The sequence below is a fragment of the Arthrospira sp. PCC 8006 genome (assembly GCF_046480465.1).
Taxonomy (GTDB): domain Bacteria; phylum Cyanobacteriota; class Cyanobacteriia; order Cyanobacteriales; family Microcoleaceae; genus Limnospira; species Limnospira platensis.
In genome coordinates this window covers 1-17,966 of the sequence record NZ_PKGG01000097.1, presented here as the reverse complement: position 1 = coordinate 17,966, position 17,966 = coordinate 1, and the positions used below count along the sequence as shown (strand labels likewise).

Here is a 17,966-nt window from a genome sequence, read left to right as displayed (position 1 = left end):
GGAACAGTTCCCTAGCGCCTCAAATCTAAATACCACCATAATTCATCGGGGTTAATTTGTAAGGCTTCCATACGTTTTTGGAGGATATCTAAGCGTTCTTCCCGTTGAGAACCGCCGATAATTTCGCCAACTTTTGGGGCGAGAACATCCATGGCGCGGACAGTTTTTCCGTCTTCATTTTGACGCATATAAAAGGCTTTGATTTCCTGGGGGTAGTCGGTAACAATTACGGGTTTTTTAAAGAGTTCTTCAGCTAGGTAGCGTTCATGTTCGGATTGTAGGTCTAAGCCCCAACTGACGGGATATTCAAAGGTGCGATCGCTTTTTTCCAGTAGTGCGATCGCCTCGGTATAGGTAATGCGTTCAAATTCATTATTGATAATATTATCAGCCGTAGCCAAGACGGAATTATCAATTCTTTGGTTGAAAAATTCCAGGTCTTCTGGACATTGTTCTAAAACGGACTTAAAGATATGTTTAAGGAAAGCCTCAGCCAAGTCCATATTACCATCAAGGTCACAAAAAGCCATTTCTGGTTCAATCATCCAGAACTCGGCTAAGTGGCGAGAAGTATTAGAATTTTCCGCCCGAAAAGTGGGGCCAAAAGTGTAAACATTGCCAAAAGCCAGAGCCATAATTTCAGCTTCTAGTTGACCGCTAACGGTAAGAAATGCGCGTTTTCCAAAGAAGTCTTGGGAGAAATCTATAGCTTTGGTATCGGTGAGGGGTAGATTATTGAGATCTAAACTGGTGACGGAAAATAATTCTCCCGCCCCTTCGCAGTCACTGGCGGTGATAATAGGGGTATGTATCCACAGAAAGCCTCTTTCTTGGAAAAATTGGTGAACCGCCGCCGCACAGGCGTTCCGAACCCGAAAGACTGCGCCATAGGTGTTAGTACGCGATCGCAAATGGGCGATCGTGCGTAGAAACTCAAAAGAGTGTCGCTTCTTCTGCAAAACATAGGTCTGAGGGTCAGCCTCACCATAGACCCGTACAGTATCAGCCTTGAGTTCAATACGTTGACCTTTCGCAGGAGAGGAGACAATTTCCCCAACCACTTCCACCGATGCGCCGGTGTTCAGTTGTCGTAAAATTGCTGCATAATCTGTTAAATCGGGGTTGAGGACTACCTGAAGGTTAGCCATACAAGACCCATCATTAACCTCAACAAAGGTAAACTCCTTCAGTTCCCGTTTAGTCCTCACCCAACCCTGAACCGTTACCGCTTCACCGGGTTTACCTGTCCGCAAAATTTCTGCTATACGTCCTGTGGCCATTTTGTCTGTCCCTTAACCCATCTAATTTTATATATACCAGCGATCGGGAATCGGGAACCAGAGGTCTGGTGACAGTTAACCATCATCACTGGGCGGTCCACTGTTCCTAAAGTTTTCTAAACCAATAGTATGTTTAAGTGCTATTTTCGGCGTAAAATTAGCTTGAGCAATATCAATGAGCGAGGAGACATTCCATGCCAGAGGCGGTGGGTGTAATTCAAACCTTGGGTTTTCCAGGTGTACTGGCGGCGGCTGATGCAATGGTTAAAGCTGGACGGGTGACTTTGGTTTATTTTGATTTAGCAGAACGGGGAGAGTTTATGGTCGCCATTCGGGGCGGAGTTTCGGAAGTTAAGCCCGCAATGGAGGCTGGTATTGCAGCGGCTCAAAATACCTTTGGGTGTACGATTATTACTCACTACACCATTCCTAACCCTCCGCCTAATATTGTTGATGTTCTTCCTATTCACCATACCCCCAAGAGCGAACCCTTCCGAGTCTAACTGGTCGCTCAGGTTGGGAGTATGTACATATAGCATATTCTGGTAAATTTGTCAACAATTGTCGCTGGAATCAAGTTTTGAGGTGCAGCGACGGGTTATTATTCACTCAGGAGAGTTTCGATGTCACAACAAGCAGTGGGCGCACTGGAAACGAAGGGGTTTCCAGGAATTTTGGCGGCAGCAGATGCAATGGTTAAAGCAGGTCGTGTCACCCTAGTGGGCTATATTCGGGCGGGTAGCGCTCGGTTTACGGTGATGATACGAGGAGATGTTTCCGAGGTGAAAACCGCTATGGATGCTGGTATTGCAGCGGTAGAGAAGGTATATGGGGGGGCTTTGGAAACTTGGGTAATTATTCCCCGTCCTCATGAAAATGTCGTGGCTGTGCTTCCTATTGATTTTAGCGACGCGGTGGAAGAATATCGAGCTGCGGCTGAGGGTTTGACTCTTCCTAGGGGTAACGCACGATAATGGACAGGCTCCTTGCTCCGGGGGAATCACGGAGTAGGGGGCAATGGTAAAATATAAGTTGTGTTACAATGAACCCTTTATTCGTTGTTGAGAGAGTGGGTTTCTGATGAGCATACTCAACAAAATCTTTAAAGGACAGGATGAAACACGGATTTCTCTGTCTACCCCGGAGGCGTTTGCGGCGATGGCTGTTAGTGCTATCTGTGCTGACGGCTATCTGTGCGCCCAGGAAAGGGAACGGATTATAGTTTTATTGTCGGAACTTCCCCTGTTTAACGGATATTCAGAGCAAAAACTCACTAATTTAGTCGAGAAGTTATTTGAGTTACTATCCCTCAAGGGGACTTACTCTCTATTGGCGATCGCTCGTGAGTTTTTACCTGTACAACTTCAGGAAACTGTGTTTACAGTAGTTAGCGATTTGTTATTGGTTGATGGGGTCTTGTCTATTAAAGAACGAGAGTTTTTGACCCATTTGTGGCAAATGTTGGATATACCTGCTGAACAAGCGTCTGAGATTTTTGAGCAGAAATTAGAACAATACGATCTCAGAACACCTAATGGTTAATGAGAAGATTAAGCCGATATCTGATAATTGTTGTGATCTCATTTGTCATAGTGACAATGGGGTTGACTCAGGCGATCGCACAAATCCCCAACCGAGGGGCGATCGCTCCATTTCAGATATCCCAGCAACAGACACAACCCCCTGATTTTGATAGTATCATCCAGGGTACAGAACAATTTATCGGGTTGTTTACTCTCTATCACAAACCCGAAACTAGACAGGTTTATCTGGAAATTCAACCCCAACAGCTTGAGCAAAATTTTCTGTGTTTTATTAGCCTGGAGTCTGGGTTAGAAAATAGTAACTTTTGGAGTGGTCAAGATTTAGGAAGTTTCCTATTTAAACTGCGTTCTGTTCCCAACCGAGTAGAATTATTAATTCCTAATATCAACTTTAGGATTAATCCTCAAGAACCGCAAGCCGCCGCCATAGAACGTGCCTTTAGGGATTCAGTTTTATACTCCCTACCCGTCATGGCTACCCACTCTGACAGACAGAGTATTTTAGTAGATTTTAGCCCAGTTTTAGTAGGAAATAATGAATTTTCTGGAGTCGTTTCTCGACTGGTATTAAGTTTACAAAATAACTACAATTTTGATGCGGATAAATCCTATATTTCTAGTCTCAAGGCTTTTCCGAATAATATTGAAGTTGCATCAGTATTAGGGTTTACAGCAGTGGGGAGAAACCTAGTACCTGATAGCCCGTCTATTTCTGATAGGCGCGCATTTAACCTAAAAATTCGCTACAGTTTTCTCGCCCTTCCTGATGTTCACAGCTACCGAACTCGCCTAGCTGATGAACGAATCGGCTATTTTACAACTATCTATCGGGATGTTTCTAACCCCAGCAGACCAGGCGCAATGGTGCGCTATATTAACCGCTGGAATTTACAAAAAAAAATCCCTAGTGCGCCCTTGTCAGCACCAGTAGAACCCATTGTATTTTGGCTAGAAAATACGATTCCTTTAGCATACCGTSAAGCYATTGCAGAAGGGGCTTTAATGTGGAATAAAGCCTTTGAAAAGGTGGGTTTTGTCAATGCGATCAAAGTTAGACAAATGCCGGATAATGCTACCTGGGACCCCGCCGATGTCCGTTATAATACCATTCGCTGGTCTACATCTTTTAACTCTCCTTTCAGTGGTTATGGTCCTTCCCATGTTAACCCTTTAACAGGTCAAATTTTAGATGCAGATATGGTGATTGAAAGTCAAGCCATTGACAGCTTGCGACAAAGACAGGAAATTTTAGTCGAGGGTAGTTATGCACAATGTCATGATGGTTTATTAGGGCGAAATTGGCAACAACCCACCCCTAATAATCAGGAATATTTAATAGCATTGGAGCATTTTTGTTTTGAGGTAGAATCTACTCGTCAATTGGCTATTGGTGCGATCGCCATGTCTGTGAATCCTAGGTTTCACCAAGATTCTATAGATGAGTATATTAATCAATATTTGCGTTATTTAACCGCCCATGAAATTGGTCATACTTTGGGGTTAAGACACAATTTCCGAGGTAGTACCATGCTAACACCAGAAGAATTAAACGATCGCGATATTACCCGGACTAGGGGAATGACCGCCTCAGTAATGGACTATTTACCAGTTAATTTAGCCCCCCCAGGACAACCCCAGGGCGATTATTTTCCCGTAGTGTTAGGCGCTTATGATGACTGGGCGATTCAATATGGATATCAACCTATTTTAGAACATACACCTTATTTAGAGTCTCGCCAATTGCAGGAAATTGTAGCACAGGCAACTGCTCAAGATCTAGCATTTGCAACCGATGAAGATGTATGGGGAATTTTTCTTGACCCCGAGGCGCTACCATGGGATCTCAGTAGTGAGATGTTACGCTATTCTCAATGGCAATTAGACAATGCCAGGTCAATATGGGATAGGTTAGAAACCCGTTCATTTCCCAGCAGTCAAGAATCTGACCAACTGCTGACAGCTTTTAATATAATTTTGAGTTATTATGCTAATAATGCAGCTAATGCCATACCATATATAGGGGGTCAGTCTTTCCATCGTTATCGCATTGGTAATAGTGGCGGTTCTTTACCTTTAGAACCAATTTCAGTCACTCAGCAAAGGGAGGCTTTGAAACTTTTAGCCAAATATGTATTTGCTGAAGATGCTTTTAATTTTTCTCCGAACTTGTTAAATCGCTTAGTTCCTTCTCGATGGTCTGATTGGGGAAATCCTAATCGTTTTGCGTCCTTAGATTATCCGATTAGCGATCGCATTTTGTGGGTGCAAAGTCGAATTTTATCTGAACTACTTTCACCAGCGAGGCTAACTCGTTTACGGGATTTAGAATTTAAAACTTCTCCCGGTAATGCTTTAACCATACCAGAATTATTGGAAATGCTAACAAATAGCATCTGGTCGGAACTATGGACTAGCGAAAAACAAATATCTATTGGTCCAGTGCGTCGTTCCCTGCAACAAGTTTATCTGGATTTAATGACTAATATAGTATTAGGAAATACCCCCGCTCCCCAAGATGCACAGACCTTAGCCTGGTTTCAGTTTAAGCAATTAGAAGAATCCCTAGATTATCTAGTAAAACGTCGTGGCGATCGACTAGATGCTTACAGTATAGCACATTTAGCAAAAAGTCGCGATCGGATTGCTAAAACTTTAGGAATATAGCCTTAACTTACCATATCAAAAACCGCAATTATCATTAACACAAAAATCCTCCCATTCTCGAGTCAATTCAACTTCCCCACCGAAATTGTCATAAACCCGCCCCACACCACCCATAAATCATCAACCACCAGCCCGTAGGGGGGGGTTCCACAGTCAATCAAACTTCCCCACCGGAATTGTCATAAACCCGCCCCCACCCACCCATAAATCATCAACCACCAGCCGGAATGATATAATATATAATTAGGATATTGCGGGTTTATCCGGTGTAAATAGGGCGGGTTTATGGAGTTTATTTGTTACTATCATATAGCCCCGTGAACCCGCCCCTACAGATAATTTGTGATGGTTTATCAATATGAAATACAATCCTGATATTCATAACCGCCAATCAATTCGTCTCCGAGAATATGATTACAGTCAACCTGGGGCATACTTTGTCACAATTTGTATTTATCATAAACAATGCTTATTAGGTGAAATTAAAGACCAAACTGTAATCCTAAATTGTTATGGTGAAGTAGTTAAATTTAATTAGTTTAATCTAACCAGAGTTTACCCTTCACTTGAGTTAGATAGCTTTGTGATTATGCCTAATCATATTCATGGCATTATTATTTTAACAGACCACAGCCATACTCTCTCAAAAGTTGTTCAAGGTTTCAAAACTTTTTCTAGCCGTAGGATTAATCAATTGCGATCGCTTTCTAAAGTTCCTGTATGGCAAAGGGGATATTATGAACATATTATTAGGGACGAAAAAACATTACAAAAAATTCGGGAATATATTGTAAATAATCCCTATAATTGGAAAACTGACGAAATGCACCCATCCCAGAAATTTCCAATTTCCAAAAACATTACCAGCCCGTAGGGGCGGGTTCCGCAGTCAATCAAACTTCCCCACCGGAATTGTCATAAACCCGCCCCCACCCACCCATAAATCATCAAAAGCCAGCCGGTATGATATAATATATAATTGGGATATTGCGGGTTTATCCGGTGGGGATAGGGCGGGTTTATGGGGTTTATTTGTTACTATCATATAGCCCGGTGAACCCGCCCCTACAGATGCTTTTTTCTGGTGGGGATAGGGCGGGTTTATGGGGTTTATATATTACTATCATATAGCCCCGTGAACCCGCCCCTACAGATGCTTTTTCTGGTGGGGATAGGGCGGGTTTATGGGGTTTATTTGTTACTATCATATAGCCCGGTGAACCCGCCCCTACAGATGCTTTTTTCTGGTGGGGATAGGGCGGGTTTATGGGGTTGATATATTACTACCATATAGCCCGCCCGGTGAACCCGCCCCTACAGATGCTTTTTTCTGGTGGGGATAGGGCGGGTTTATGGGGTTTATTTGTTACTACCATATAGCCCGGTGAACCCGCCCCTACAGATGCTTTTATATCAAATACCAAAGAGGGATTTCATGCGTTGCTTAATCCATACCAAGGGATTATTATCTAAATCCTCATCCCCTAAAATACCCAGTTCTCGGAGCATTTTTTGACGTTGTACTAACTCCTCTTTTCGTTCAGCTAATTTCTCGGCAATTTGGTCTGCTACCTGGGGATAACTACCTAAAAAGCGCTGAAATACATCACGACTAACCACAAACAAAATAGTGGTTTCCTTAGCCCTGACCGCCGCCGTCCTAGGTATCCCCATAATTAATGCTAATTCCCCGAAAAAATCCCCCGCTGATAAATCACGAATATGCTTATTAGCCCTTTCCGCTAAAATTTCCACCACCCCAGATAAGATAATATGAAAAGCATCACCTGGATCATCTTCATGGAAAATAAATTGATGAGGGGCGAAAGTTTCTCGGTATCCCATTTCAATTAACCCTAATAATGCTAAATCACTCAGACCCTCAAAATAAACCACCTTCCGCAATAATGCTTTTAGTGACATATTTTGCCTTTCTAATTCCTGCTGTTCAGTAGTTTCGGCGGCTTTAATTTTGGCGGACTGGGAAGAGGCGATAATTGGTGCAAATACCTGTTTAAGTTCCTCAGTATTTCTAATCCATAGGTCTCGCTGGGCGATAGGAATATTGATATTATTTTGATACAGTTTGCTTTGGATTATATAATTTAAAGAGCTTTGAATAGGTAGCCTAGCTTTAGGAAGTTCTATCCAAACTAACAGTTCAAAATCTATACAATTTTCGCCAAAATTTCTTAACCAAACCTGTGGCTTGGGATGCCGTAATACCCTCGGTTCTTGACGGGCGGCGGATAACAAAACTTCGGTGACTAAAACTGGGTCACTTCCATAGGCGACTCGCACCGGAATATGAATGCGACTCAGTACATTTCCATGACTCCAGTTAATGATTTTATTGCTCACTAAAATCTGATTCGGAACAATAATCGAAATATCATCATTAGTCACAATTACAGTAGACCTAATGGAGATTTTGCGAATAGTTCCTTCCAATTTATCAAGTTCAATATAATCGCCGACTTTAATAGGTCTTTCTAATAATAAAATTAAACCACTGACAAAGTTTTGGGCGAGTCCCTGGAAACCAAAACCCAAACCAATACCTAAACCACCAGCGAGGAAAGTAAAGGAACTCATATCAATTCCTGCAGCTTGGGGAATGAGTAAACAGCCGATAGTAATGGTAAAATAGCGGAAGATGGTGGCGATCGCCTCTCGGCTACCCTCATCAAACTTTAACTTGACAAGAATCTTATCTTTCAGTAAATTACTCAGAAAGGTACACACTAAAAAAATGGCAAAGAAAGCCAAAATCACTGTCACAATCAACTGAATGGAAAGATAAATTTCACCCAACTTTATCGGTCGAGTGAATGCCTCCCAAAAGAAACCTATCAAATCCTGAATAATGTTCATATTAACATGGTTAATCATACTCTAAAAGCCACAGTCAACACCACCCATGTAGGAGGCTTTTCTCGGAAACTAGAGCCCGCCTTAATCATCGCATCAGGCGATCGCATTGAGGTAGAAACCTACACAGGCTATTACCTTTATAATCAAGCCCCAGAAGGATTTTTGACCCCGGAATTTATCGAACTTTGTCGCCGCTTGTCGCCGGAACGAATTGTCGGTCCTGGTCCTCACCTTCTCACCGGTCCTATTTACATCCAAAACGCCCAACCGGGAGATATTTTAGAAGTTCAGTTAGAGTCAATTTACCCCCGTTTAAATGTAGGGTTTAATGCTATCAGAACCGGTTGGGGAGCCCTACCGCAACGATTTAGCCAGCCGAAATTGCGATTTATCAACCTCGATCTTACCCGAAATCTAGCTGAATTTCCCCCCCAAAGTGGAGTAAAAATTCCCCTGCGCCCATTTTTCGGAATTTTAGGAGTCGCCAGCGAAACCCCCCAGTCTTCCATACCTCCAGGAGTGTATGGGGGAAACATCGATAACCCCGAATTACAAGCTGGGTCGCGTATTTTCCTTCCCGTGTTGGTTCCCGGTGGTCTATTTTCCATTGGCGACGGACACGCAGCGCAGGGAGGCGGCGAAGTCAACACCACAGCGATCGAAACCTCCATGAATGGCACAATTAAAATTATTCTGCACAAAAACTATTCCCTAGATGTCCCTCTAGCAGAAACCGCAACTGATATAATCACCATGGGTTTTGGTCATACCCTTGACGATGCCTTTCAGTCTACCCTAGAACGTACCATTAACCTATTAGTACAAATCCTAGGAATTTCGCCAGAAGAAGCCTATATCCTCTGTTCCCTAGCGGTTGACTTCCGCATTACCCAAGTAGTGAACACCCCCCAAAAAGGAGTTCATGGTGCGATCGCCAAATCCATCTTACCAGAAACTTTCCCATTTCCCCCTAACTAATCCTTAACTAATGATTTTGGAATTCTTATCCTTATCCCCAACAGAACTTTTAACCCTAGCGATCGCCGGACTCTTCGCTGGAATATTAGCCGGATTTTTAGGAATTGGAGGCGGAACAGTATTAGTGCCAATTTTAGTCACCCTTGGCTATGTGAGTAATCAAGCAGTAGCCACCAGTATTTTCTCGGTACTAATTACCGCCATATCAGGAAGCATCCAAAATTGGCGCATGGGTTTTCTGCGAGTTAAGCGCGTAATATTAATTGGATTTCCTGCCGTAATTACTGCCATAATTGGGTCTTATCTCGCCAATTTATTACCCTCATCTTGGTTGTTGTTCGGCTTTGGATGTTTACTGCTTTTGAATATTTACTTAATCAAAGTACGCCAAGATATCATCGCCAAAAAGCAACTAGATGAACAACTTAACTCAACTTCTCCTCAGCCCCCCAAAACCATGAACCCATACCTAGCCTTTATGATTACCGGGAGTCTCGCCGGACTCCTAGCCGGACTTTTTGGAGTAGGAGGCGGTGTCATTATTGTTCCGCTGCAAATTCTCCTCTTAGGGGAAACCATTAAAGTCTCTATTCAAACCAGCCTCGGCGTAATTATTATAACTGCTGCTTCCGCTTGTATCGGACACGCTATACAGGGAAATGTGCTGTGGATACAGGGGATGATGTTAGGTTTAGGAGGATTAGTCGGAGTACAAATCAGCACCCGATTTTTACCAAAATTACCCGATCGCATCGTCACTTTAGCCTTTCGTACACTTTTAGGAATACTATCAATATATATGTTTTGGCGGGCTAGTCTTTGACCTTTATGGTAGCCTGTAAACTGTGCCAACATCAGGAGAGCAAAAACCGATGAATATTTTAATTGTCGAAGATGAACCAGAAATTGCACTCCTTATCCGTCGTACCTTAGAGGGGGAAGGGTTTTCCTGTCAAATTAGCCAGAATGGACTAAGCGCATTAGAGATATTTCAACAACAACGACCAGATGTAATTATTCTCGATCTCATGCTTCCCGGTTTAGACGGTTTAGAAGTCTGCGCTCGCATTCGTCAACAACCCGGACAAAAAGACCCCTACATTTTAATGTTAACCGCCAAGGGAGAAGAAATCGATCGCATAGTCGGTCTGTCTACCGGAGCCGACGATTATATGGTCAAGCCTTTTAGTCCTAGGGAATTAGTAGCCAGAGTCAGAGCTTTATTGCGTCGTAGTCTGCGCCAGGGAGGACAGACCCAAACTCACCAAACCCCTCATTTTACCGTTGATATTGACCAAAGGAAAGCCAACTTTCAAAACCATGGTAATACGGAACCCTTAGACCTGACCACCTTAGAATTTAACTTATTAGCCACCTTCCTCAGTTATCCCGGTCGCGTGTGGAGTCGTACCCAATTAATCGATAAATTATGGGGAGATGACTTTTTTGGGGATGAGCGAGTAGTCGATACCCATGTAGCTCGACTACGGAAAAAAATCGAACCTGACCCATCTCATCCCACCTTCATCAAAACCGTAACAGGAGTTGGCTACAAATTCGAGGACAACCCCTAAAACTTCAACAGATGCTTAATTTTCCGCCTCTGGTCGTGGGGGAACAAAAAATCTTAACTCTCCGTCTTCTCCCTCCTGTATTTCCACCCCCAACGCTTCCAGTTCCGTTAGCGCCCTCTCCCTAACCAAAGTATCCATAGTTTGCGAGTATACTGTTAGCCAGGCGTTAATCCGTATCGGCACACTATCGGGATTGTCCCGCAGTGTGTTAGCCGCATCCCGAAATAGGTTTGCTGCTGGCTCATATCCACTAGCTTGTGCCCATTCAGAGGCGGTTTCTAGGGATTCTACGGCTGCGGGAATGTCGCCCAGGAGTAATAGTTCATCGAGAGACTTTAACCGCCATAATCGCCAAGCACCGGGGAATTCTGGAGACAGCGCCCTAGTTCCCCGCCCCATCAATTCTACGGAAAGTTCGGGTTGAGCTTGGTAATAACCAACAGCGGTAGATAAAAATAAGTACATATCTATCCATCTAGGGTCGAGGCGGGAAATCACATCAAAAAAATTGTCATTGAGTTGAAAACCCGTCAAATTCCGCGCTTCCCTATCTCCGAAATACTGGAGAAAGTTCAGAAATACCCAATTAGCAAGGAGGTTATCAAACCCTAAACTGGGTAAGTTTTTTAAAATCTCGAGATTAGCAGCCAGTCTTTGCTCTTCCCTTTCTGCTTCCGATTGGGTCAACTGCGGGCCGTTTTCCTCAGAAAAGCGATCGCCTAACCTAGCCCCACCCGGTGCATAGATTTGCACCCCAATGATAGCACCTAGGGCGACAACTGCGATCGCCGCCGGAAAAAGACCCTCAAACCGTTTCACAACCAAAGATGACATGGGAGGTTCCCCCAAATCTAAAATTTATCTAAAACTTATTGTACAAAAAGATGACAATAGATAAATTATGCTTGTATAATGTCTTCAGACGCACAATCGCTCCCGGAGTTCGGTATCATCATCAAATCCAGTATCATGATCACATTAGCCGGGTATCATACCTGGACAACAGCCTTATGATAGCTGACTTTTAACATACCTTAAACTAGGTGTATTTTCAAGCTATCGACTATTATTTAATGTCAACTGTATAGGGATGGCTTTTGCTACCCTATGAAAATATCGTTTAGGCATCCAGCCAGAGAATCCAGCCAGAGGAAGATTAGATGAATCAAGCTACTAGACCTTTTTCCCCCTTGCGCGCCGTTTTAAGTGGAGCCATAGTCACCATTTCCGCTTTAACAATTCCAGGGCTCAGTGGTTCAGTAAATGCTACCTTAAAAAATAGTCCAAAAGCCATCATTGACGAGGCTTGGCAAATTGTTAATCGAGAATATGTAGACCCCAGTTTCAACCGGATCGACTGGCTGGAAGTGCGCCAACAGCTTCTCAGTAAAGAATATTCCTCCCCAGAAGAAGCATATAGCGAACTGCGTAAAGCCTTAGAAAAACTCAACGATCCTTATACCCGATTTCTGGACCCTAAACAGTACGAACGCCTCACCAATCAAACATCGGGAGAACTGTCTGGGGTGGGAATGCAACTGACTTTGGATGAGAAAACTCGCCAAATTACAGTGGTTAATCCTATTAAAAATTCCCCGGCGATGTCGGCGGGAATTCAATCAGGCGATCGCATTGTAGCCATTGATGGCGAGTCTACCGAAGGGATGACCGTAGAAAAAGCGGCCGAGAAAATTCGGGGTCGGGTGGGAACTTCCATCACTTTAACCATCAGCCGCGATGAAGCTGAACAATTTGACCTGACGCTCACCCGCGCTCGCATTGAACTAGAAGCAGTCCGTTATCGCCTCAATACAGAAGGCGATCGCCAGATTGGTTATATTCAACTACAGGAGTTTAACTCCCATGCGGCTGAACAGATGCAAGAAGCCATTAAAGAACTCCTGGCTCAAAATGTAGATGGATTTGTCTTAGACCTGCGGGGAAATCCTGGGGGACTGTTACGCAGCAGCATTGATATCGCCAGAATGTGGGTAGACTCAGGAGCGATCGTTAGTACAATCGATCGCCACGGTAAAAGTCAGGAAATCCGAGCCAATCATACAGCCTTAACTGACCTACCTACCGTTGTCCTAGTTGACGACAACTCAGCCAGTGCTAGTGAAATTTTGGCAGGAGCAATGCAGGACAACAAGCGGGCTATGGTTATGGGAACTCGGACTTTTGGTAAAGCCTTGGTACAGTCCGTCTTTTCCCTATCTGATGGTTCCGGCTTGGCTGTCACAATTGCCCATTATTATACCCCTAACGGTACAGACATCAGCCAGAAAGGTGTCACCCCCGATATTGCCATTGAATTGACTCAGTTAGAGAAAAAGCAACTAGCTAGTGATCCTAATTTGATTGGAACTAACCAAGATCCTGGCTATGCTAAGGCGATCTTAGTTCTTAATGGTGATCCATCTCATCCCATGGCAGTTAACTAATCTATCAGGGTGGCAACCAAATTTCAACTGCCACCCTTTTTTTTGATTGTCATGGTCATCGAGAACAGTTAACCTTGAGGGGAATGTTCAATATCAAAAAATTCCTATGTCAGAATCAGATCGGGCTGATTTACAGCCACGGAAACAATCACCCCCAACTATGGAAGAATGGCTGGCGATTATTTTGGCGATCGCAACCATGGGGTTTGTCTTCTTTTGGGTATTGGGAAAGGTCGAACCCAAAACCAGTTTTAGCTTACTCTCCGCTAAACCTGAAACTATCTCAGACCATCGCAGTTTAATCAATGTCTCTGATATAGTCCGTCAAGCATCCTCCAGCACAACCACTATAGCCTCCTCCCCAGACTCCCCAGAGTCTAAGTCTGAGCCCTCAAATACGGTCAGCAGCGAATCTACAGGATTTACACTAAGCTGGCTCAACTTAGAAGGCTTACAAATAGCCTCTCCAACTACCGAGTCAACTCCGGCGACTATTCCCTTATTGTCAGCACCCACAACAGAAGCGGAAACAACAACCACAGGTACAGATACAGACACAGACACAGACACAGAGGCGGCGGTGACATCACCCTCTGAAACTCCAACTACCACAGAAACCCCACCAGAAACCACAGACACAGAGGCGGCGGTGACATCACCCTCTGAAACTCCAACTACCACAGAAACCCCAGGGGTTCCCAGTCCACCTTTAACTACCGCCGAAACACCAGAAACCACAGACACAGAGGCGGCTGTAACTCCAGATTCGGCTACAACTATACTTGCTAATGTACCAGAGGAACACTGGGCGCGGGATTTTGTAGTTTATTTTGCTGAACATAATCAGGCGATCGGTTCAGAAGATGGTACATTTATCCCAGATCAGCCAGTCAGTCGGGGACAGTTTGCTAGTCAGTTGCAACAATCCCTCAAAACTGACAGAACTCAACCCGATATTAGGTTTCAGGATATACCCCAGGACTATTGGGCAAATCAAGCCATTCAAGAAGCTACCAAAATGGGTTTTCTCAGGGGTTATCCAGGGGAAGTTTTCCAGCCTAATCAAGAAATGACTCATACAGAGGTCGTCGTAGCTTTGGTAAGTGGTTTGGATTTACCTACCCCCAATAATCCCCAGGAAATTCTCACAGTTTACTCCGATGCTGATCAAATTCCTGATTGGGCTATTGGTCAAGTGGCGGCGGCGACTGAGGCGGGTTTGGTCGCCAGTCATCGAGATCGTAATACTTTTAATCCTAATCAATCAGTCAGTCAAGCAGAGGCGATCGTCATGATTTATCAAGTATTAGTGCGATCGGGTGACGCTGAACCTATTGAGTCAGATTACCTTATTACTCGTTAAATGTTGTGGGTTTCATACATCACCAATTAGCCTGCGTCAGAGATATAAGATTTTTCTGACGCATTTTTTTGACACCCAAAATAGTTAAATATTCCCCAATTCGAGATGTTCCCAACCGTGATATTTTTGCCCTGGTGCGCCTTTTGAAAGTCTATCTTGTATCCCCTGGTATATCTTGCACCCGCCCCCACCAGACCCATTAACCTAGTGAAACTCAATCTTTTCGGCTTCCCCGTCCAGATCTCAATCATTAGACATCAACCACCATATTTAAGCTACAATCATCACATTCCGTTAATAATTAACCATCATCCCCGATTGGTCTATGTCAGAAATTATCCAAATTCCCAAAAGTATCTGGATTATTACCCAAGATTCCCCTACCCCCTCAACATCCCCTGACACTCCTACAGAATCACAGACCCACCGGGTAGCAGTCCCGGCGCACAAAATGCAGCAAAATATGAGTCAATTTTTATTAGTAATTGGTGATGTATTTCTACAAGCGGAACAGCAAGCATTTCAAATGCAGCAAGCCTCTGGAAACTCCCAAAAATCTCCCATACAGCTTGACCAGGTGGAATTGTCTGTCAGAATTAATGGCAACGGAGAAGTTAGCCTCTGTAGTGATAACTTCGATCATGGGACTATCAAACTTACCTTTAAACGTCGCAAAACTTAACAAAACTTAACAAAAAATCGGCGCGTCGAGAGAGGTGGGGGGTTGACAACCGGGATGGCGATCGCTATAATTGTAACCGTGGGGGCAACATGGCTATACGCTTGATTTTTTATTCAACCAACCTTCAGGTAAAGCTATTATGATTCATCGCCCCCGAACTTAACAAAACTTAACAAAAAATCGGCGCGTCGAGAGAGGTGGGGGGTTGACAGCCGGGATGGCGATCGCTATAATTGTAACCGTGGGGGTAACATGGCTATACACTTGATTAAACAATCAACTAAGAATGAGTCGTCGCCCAAGTCAAGCCCAAAATTTCATAGAAAATCTGAGAAATGGAGTCACCCTAGAAATGGTGTTTATCCCTGGGGGAACATTTCTGATGGGTTCACCTGGGAATGAGGGTAATCAAACAGAAAAACCACAGCACCGAGTCACCATTGAACCATTCTTGATAGCGAAATATCCCATCACCCAGAAACAATGGCAACAAGTAGCCAGTTTTGCTAAACTCCAACGAGAACTGAAATGGTATCCCTCAGATTTTAAAGGGGAAAAACTGCCCGTGGAAAAAGTGTCCTGGTATGATGTAGTAGAGTGGTGTGGGCGGCTTTCCCAAAAAGTCGGTAGAGCCTACCGATTACCCAGTGAAGCTGAGTGGGAATATGCAGCGCGGGGGGGAACAACTACGGCATTTTATGTTGGGGACAGCTTAACCACGGATATAGCTAACTACTATGATCGCAAGGGAGTTTTCCGCCAACAAACCACCCCAGTTGATCAATTTCAACATGAGAACCCCTTTGGACTGTGTGATATTCACGGGAATGTTTTTGAGTGGTGTGCTGACCCATGGCATGATAACTATAACAATGCGCCGTCAGATGGTAGGGTGTGGGATAATCAGCAAATCTACGATAACTATCTTGAGAATTTAGCGGATTTGCTCAACAGCAATGAAGAAAGAGTGGTGCGTGGAGGTTCATGGGACACGGGTCAAGATAAGTGTCGTTGTGCTAACCGCTGGATAGCCTCTCCAGAATTCCCGTCGGTCTCCTACGGTTTTCGCCCCTGCTTATCAAGCCTTAATATGATTGAGGTTTCAGCGATCGCTTATGCTTATCAAAAGCACTCATAGTGCTAGTATCAAGTGCAAATGATACCCAGGATGTTGGCAGAGAGAGGTGCTAATGATGGATAACCTAGAATTCCTACTACAACGGGAAGGGGATAACACTTGGCTACCCCTGGAGTCTCCTGATGTTCAGGTGTTAGAAGGTCGGTATCGCATTGTTAGTCGTGGGTCCCATCAAGATCAGGAAATTGAAATTAGGATTGTCTATGATGCTATAGACGAAACCCCCCCAGTGCGCCGCATTAAGACGCTGAAAAGTTATATTAACTCAGAGGGTTTAATGGTGGTAATCCCCTATACTCGCCTCAAGCCAGGAATTTGGGAGTTTTCCTGTTCGCCAGATTTGCAGCAGGGACTGTTAGGAAATACTTGGCGTGCCACAATGAAACTACAGGTACTAGCCAACACTGATATTGACTCTGAGGAAATATTGGACGATTCCCCAGCCATTGAAGATAGTCTACAACAACAGACAGATGTGGAGTCGGTGACATCCACGACACCATCAGAAAAAACCAGTGATTCAAATCTGACAGACCTCTACCCTTGCGAAATTCAGCCCGAAACGAACCAAGAAACAGCGATCGCCATAAACGAAACCGCAGATTTGACCACAGAGGATATTTCTATAGAACTTATCCTAGAACGCGATAGCTATGTAGTCGAGTTTGGTAGCGCCGTTTTACTATCTGGACAGATTAGGATTAAATCAGACCCGGACTCTGACCCCGACATAGAAGCTATCACGTCTATGGTAGTTTCTAATCCTCAATTACAGATATGTTTGCGATCGCCTCAAGCCTCCGAAATTCTCTATGATGTTCGCCAACCCATACCACAGTCAGTTTTACCTGTGCCATTTTCCGCAGCTATTTATGTCCCCTTTGAATGCAAAACCCGATTAGTTTTGGGAGAAGTCGTTTTTTACAGTGATCAGCATCCCCCAGTCCGCAATTCTTTCAACATCACCATGTTGGTGGAACAGTTTTTAGACCCATTACCAGAGGAGCTAGAAATTGACTATGACCCAGACCAACCCCTAGTCGAAAATTCATCCTTAGCACTCCCAGCGGCTCATCAAACCCCCCTAGCCATAGTAAATAAAGAAACACAAGCCCAGCCGGTAAATCCCCAAGGCGAGCCTCAGATAGCCCTGGAATTGCCCAGCTTTGGTAACTTTATCTCTGATACCACACCACAGACAGAACCACATCCCTGGTCTAATATCCTTAACATCTCTTCTGGTTCAAATTCAGAGGCGATCGCACTCCCAGAAGTCAATCAAGAGCCCCCAGCATCCCCTAGCCTACCATTAACCACCYCTGCATCGGAAGGTTCACAGGACGAGGGTAGCAGCGGGTTATCAACTAATCTGGTTGAGATAGAGGATATTGTCAGAACCCGCTCCGACGAACCCGCCCCCCCTGA

Annotated in this window: 16 protein-coding genes and 1 pseudogene; 14 read left to right on the top strand and 3 right to left on the bottom strand. The window is 44.2% G+C overall.

Translation table 11 applies throughout. From position 1 onward, the window contains the following. Nucleotides 1–11: 11 nt before the first annotated feature. On the bottom strand, nt 12–1,280 hold the full coding sequence (gene asnS, locus B9T16_RS14985) for an asparagine--tRNA ligase (protein ID WP_410245132.1): 1,269 nt from the start codon (nt 1,278–1,280) through the stop codon (nt 12–14). Nucleotides 1,281–1,474: 194 nt separating this feature from the next. Between asnS and B9T16_RS14980 the strand changes: the two genes are divergently transcribed. From B9T16_RS14980 to B9T16_RS14955, 6 genes are all read left to right on the top strand, one after another. After that, nucleotides 1,475–1,783, top strand: a complete 309-nt coding sequence (locus tag B9T16_RS14980) for a carbon dioxide-concentrating mechanism protein CcmK (RefSeq protein ID WP_006616882.1) — start codon at nt 1,475–1,477, stop codon at nt 1,781–1,783. A 120-nt stretch (nt 1,784–1,903) separates the two neighbouring features. Continuing rightward, nucleotides 1,904–2,254 carry a carbon dioxide-concentrating mechanism protein CcmK gene (locus tag B9T16_RS14975; protein ID WP_006616881.1) on the top strand — a complete coding sequence of 117 codons (351 nt, stop codon included), beginning with the start codon at nt 1,904–1,906 and terminating at the stop codon, nt 2,252–2,254. 106 nt (nt 2,255–2,360) lie between these two features. Then, on the top strand, nt 2,361–2,822 hold the full coding sequence (locus tag B9T16_RS14970; protein ID WP_006616880.1) for a tellurite resistance TerB family protein: 462 nt from the start codon (nt 2,361–2,363) through the stop codon (nt 2,820–2,822). A 56-nt stretch (nt 2,823–2,878) separates the two neighbouring features. After that, a complete protein-coding gene (locus B9T16_RS14965; RefSeq protein WP_410245131.1) occupies nt 2,879–5,488 on the top strand; it encodes a zinc-dependent metalloprotease in 2,610 nt (869 codons plus the stop codon). A 358-nt stretch (nt 5,489–5,846) separates the two neighbouring features. Then, a complete protein-coding gene (locus B9T16_RS14960) occupies nt 5,847–6,026 on the top strand; it encodes a hypothetical protein (RefSeq protein ID WP_006615806.1) in 180 nt (59 codons plus the stop codon). Between the two features lie 51 nt (nt 6,027–6,077). Next, nucleotides 6,078–6,362 (top strand): transposase, encoded by a 285-nt coding sequence (locus tag B9T16_RS14955; protein WP_006615805.1) that lies wholly within the window; start codon nt 6,078–6,080, stop codon nt 6,360–6,362. Between the two features lie 539 nt (nt 6,363–6,901). On the opposite strand, the gene B9T16_RS14950 is transcribed toward B9T16_RS14955, so the two are convergent. Further along, nucleotides 6,902–8,362: a mechanosensitive ion channel domain-containing protein gene (locus tag B9T16_RS14950; RefSeq protein ID WP_410245130.1), complete on the bottom strand. Its 1,461-nt coding sequence runs from the start codon at nt 8,360–8,362 to the stop codon at nt 6,902–6,904. A 6-nt stretch (nt 8,363–8,368) separates the two neighbouring features. Between B9T16_RS14950 and B9T16_RS14945 the strand changes: the two genes are divergently transcribed. From B9T16_RS14945 to B9T16_RS14935, 3 genes are read left to right on the top strand one after another with little or no spacing between them, the layout of a single operon-like run. Next, nucleotides 8,369–9,340, top strand: a complete 972-nt coding sequence (locus B9T16_RS14945; protein ID WP_410245129.1) for an acetamidase/formamidase family protein — start codon at nt 8,369–8,371, stop codon at nt 9,338–9,340. A 10-nt stretch (nt 9,341–9,350) separates the two neighbouring features. After that, nucleotides 9,351–10,163, top strand: a complete 813-nt coding sequence (locus B9T16_RS14940; RefSeq protein ID WP_317270597.1) for a sulfite exporter TauE/SafE family protein — start codon at nt 9,351–9,353, stop codon at nt 10,161–10,163. Nucleotides 10,164–10,212: 49 nt separating this feature from the next. Continuing rightward, on the top strand, nt 10,213–10,914 hold the full coding sequence (locus B9T16_RS14935; protein WP_006619008.1) for a response regulator transcription factor: 702 nt from the start codon (nt 10,213–10,215) through the stop codon (nt 10,912–10,914). Nucleotides 10,915–10,929: 15 nt separating this feature from the next. Here B9T16_RS14935 and B9T16_RS14930 read toward each other — a convergent pair whose 3' ends face one another. Then, nucleotides 10,930–11,748 (bottom strand): hypothetical protein, encoded by an 819-nt coding sequence (locus tag B9T16_RS14930; RefSeq protein ID WP_410245128.1) that lies wholly within the window; start codon nt 11,746–11,748, stop codon nt 10,930–10,932. Nucleotides 11,749–12,074: 326 nt separating this feature from the next. Here B9T16_RS14930 and ctpB point away from each other — a divergent pair, with 326 nt between their 5' ends. The 5 genes and pseudogenes from ctpB to B9T16_RS14905 all read left to right on the top strand — a co-directional run. After that, nucleotides 12,075–13,358, top strand: a complete 1,284-nt coding sequence (gene ctpB, locus B9T16_RS14925) for a carboxyl-terminal processing protease CtpB (protein WP_006619006.1) — start codon at nt 12,075–12,077, stop codon at nt 13,356–13,358. Between the two features lie 106 nt (nt 13,359–13,464). Next, a complete protein-coding gene (locus tag B9T16_RS14920) occupies nt 13,465–14,721 on the top strand; it encodes an S-layer homology domain-containing protein (RefSeq protein ID WP_410245127.1) in 1,257 nt (418 codons plus the stop codon). A 325-nt stretch (nt 14,722–15,046) separates the two neighbouring features. Then, the gene (locus tag B9T16_RS14915) at nt 15,047–15,403 is read left to right on the top strand and encodes a hypothetical protein (RefSeq protein ID WP_006619003.1); all 357 of its coding nucleotides are present in this window, start codon (nt 15,047–15,049) and stop codon (nt 15,401–15,403) included. Between the two features lie 286 nt (nt 15,404–15,689). After that, nucleotides 15,690–16,541 carry a formylglycine-generating enzyme family protein gene (locus B9T16_RS14910; RefSeq protein ID WP_317270600.1) on the top strand — a complete coding sequence of 284 codons (852 nt, stop codon included), beginning with the start codon at nt 15,690–15,692 and terminating at the stop codon, nt 16,539–16,541. A 52-nt stretch (nt 16,542–16,593) separates the two neighbouring features. Further along, a pseudogene (locus B9T16_RS14905) lies at nt 16,594–17,966 on the top strand (hypothetical protein); the annotation flags it as partial.

What these genes read in the sequence shown, in the direction of transcription:
- B9T16_RS14920 (WP_410245127.1), top strand. Translation starts at nt 13,465, where the DNA reads ATGTCAGAATCAGATCGGGCTGATTTACAGCCACGGAAACAATCACCC.
- B9T16_RS14915 (WP_006619003.1), top strand. Translation starts at nt 15,047, where the DNA reads ATGTCAGAAATTATCCAAATTCCCAAAAGTATCTGGATTATTACCCAA.
- B9T16_RS14935 (WP_006619008.1), top strand. Translation starts at nt 10,213, where the DNA reads ATGAATATTTTAATTGTCGAAGATGAACCAGAAATTGCACTCCTTATC.
- B9T16_RS14975 (WP_006616881.1), top strand. Translation starts at nt 1,904, where the DNA reads ATGTCACAACAAGCAGTGGGCGCACTGGAAACGAAGGGGTTTCCAGGA.
- B9T16_RS14970 (WP_006616880.1), top strand. Translation starts at nt 2,361, where the DNA reads ATGAGCATACTCAACAAAATCTTTAAAGGACAGGATGAAACACGGATT.
- B9T16_RS14910 (WP_317270600.1), top strand. Translation starts at nt 15,690, where the DNA reads ATGAGTCGTCGCCCAAGTCAAGCCCAAAATTTCATAGAAAATCTGAGA.
- asnS (WP_410245132.1), bottom strand. Translation starts at nt 1,280, where the DNA reads ATGGCCACAGGACGTATAGCAGAAATTTTGCGGACAGGTAAACCCGGT.
- ctpB (WP_006619006.1), top strand. Translation starts at nt 12,075, where the DNA reads ATGAATCAAGCTACTAGACCTTTTTCCCCCTTGCGCGCCGTTTTAAGT.
- B9T16_RS14950 (WP_410245130.1), bottom strand. Translation starts at nt 8,362, where the DNA reads ATGAACATTATTCAGGATTTGATAGGTTTCTTTTGGGAGGCATTCACT.
- B9T16_RS14960 (WP_006615806.1), top strand. Translation starts at nt 5,847, where the DNA reads ATGAAATACAATCCTGATATTCATAACCGCCAATCAATTCGTCTCCGA.
- B9T16_RS14955 (WP_006615805.1), top strand. Translation starts at nt 6,078, where the DNA reads ATGCCTAATCATATTCATGGCATTATTATTTTAACAGACCACAGCCAT.
- B9T16_RS14940 (WP_317270597.1), top strand. Translation starts at nt 9,351, where the DNA reads ATGATTTTGGAATTCTTATCCTTATCCCCAACAGAACTTTTAACCCTA.
- B9T16_RS14980 (WP_006616882.1), top strand. Translation starts at nt 1,475, where the DNA reads ATGCCAGAGGCGGTGGGTGTAATTCAAACCTTGGGTTTTCCAGGTGTA.
- B9T16_RS14945 (WP_410245129.1), top strand. Translation starts at nt 8,369, where the DNA reads ATGGTTAATCATACTCTAAAAGCCACAGTCAACACCACCCATGTAGGA.
- B9T16_RS14930 (WP_410245128.1), bottom strand. Translation starts at nt 11,748, where the DNA reads ATGTCATCTTTGGTTGTGAAACGGTTTGAGGGTCTTTTTCCGGCGGCG.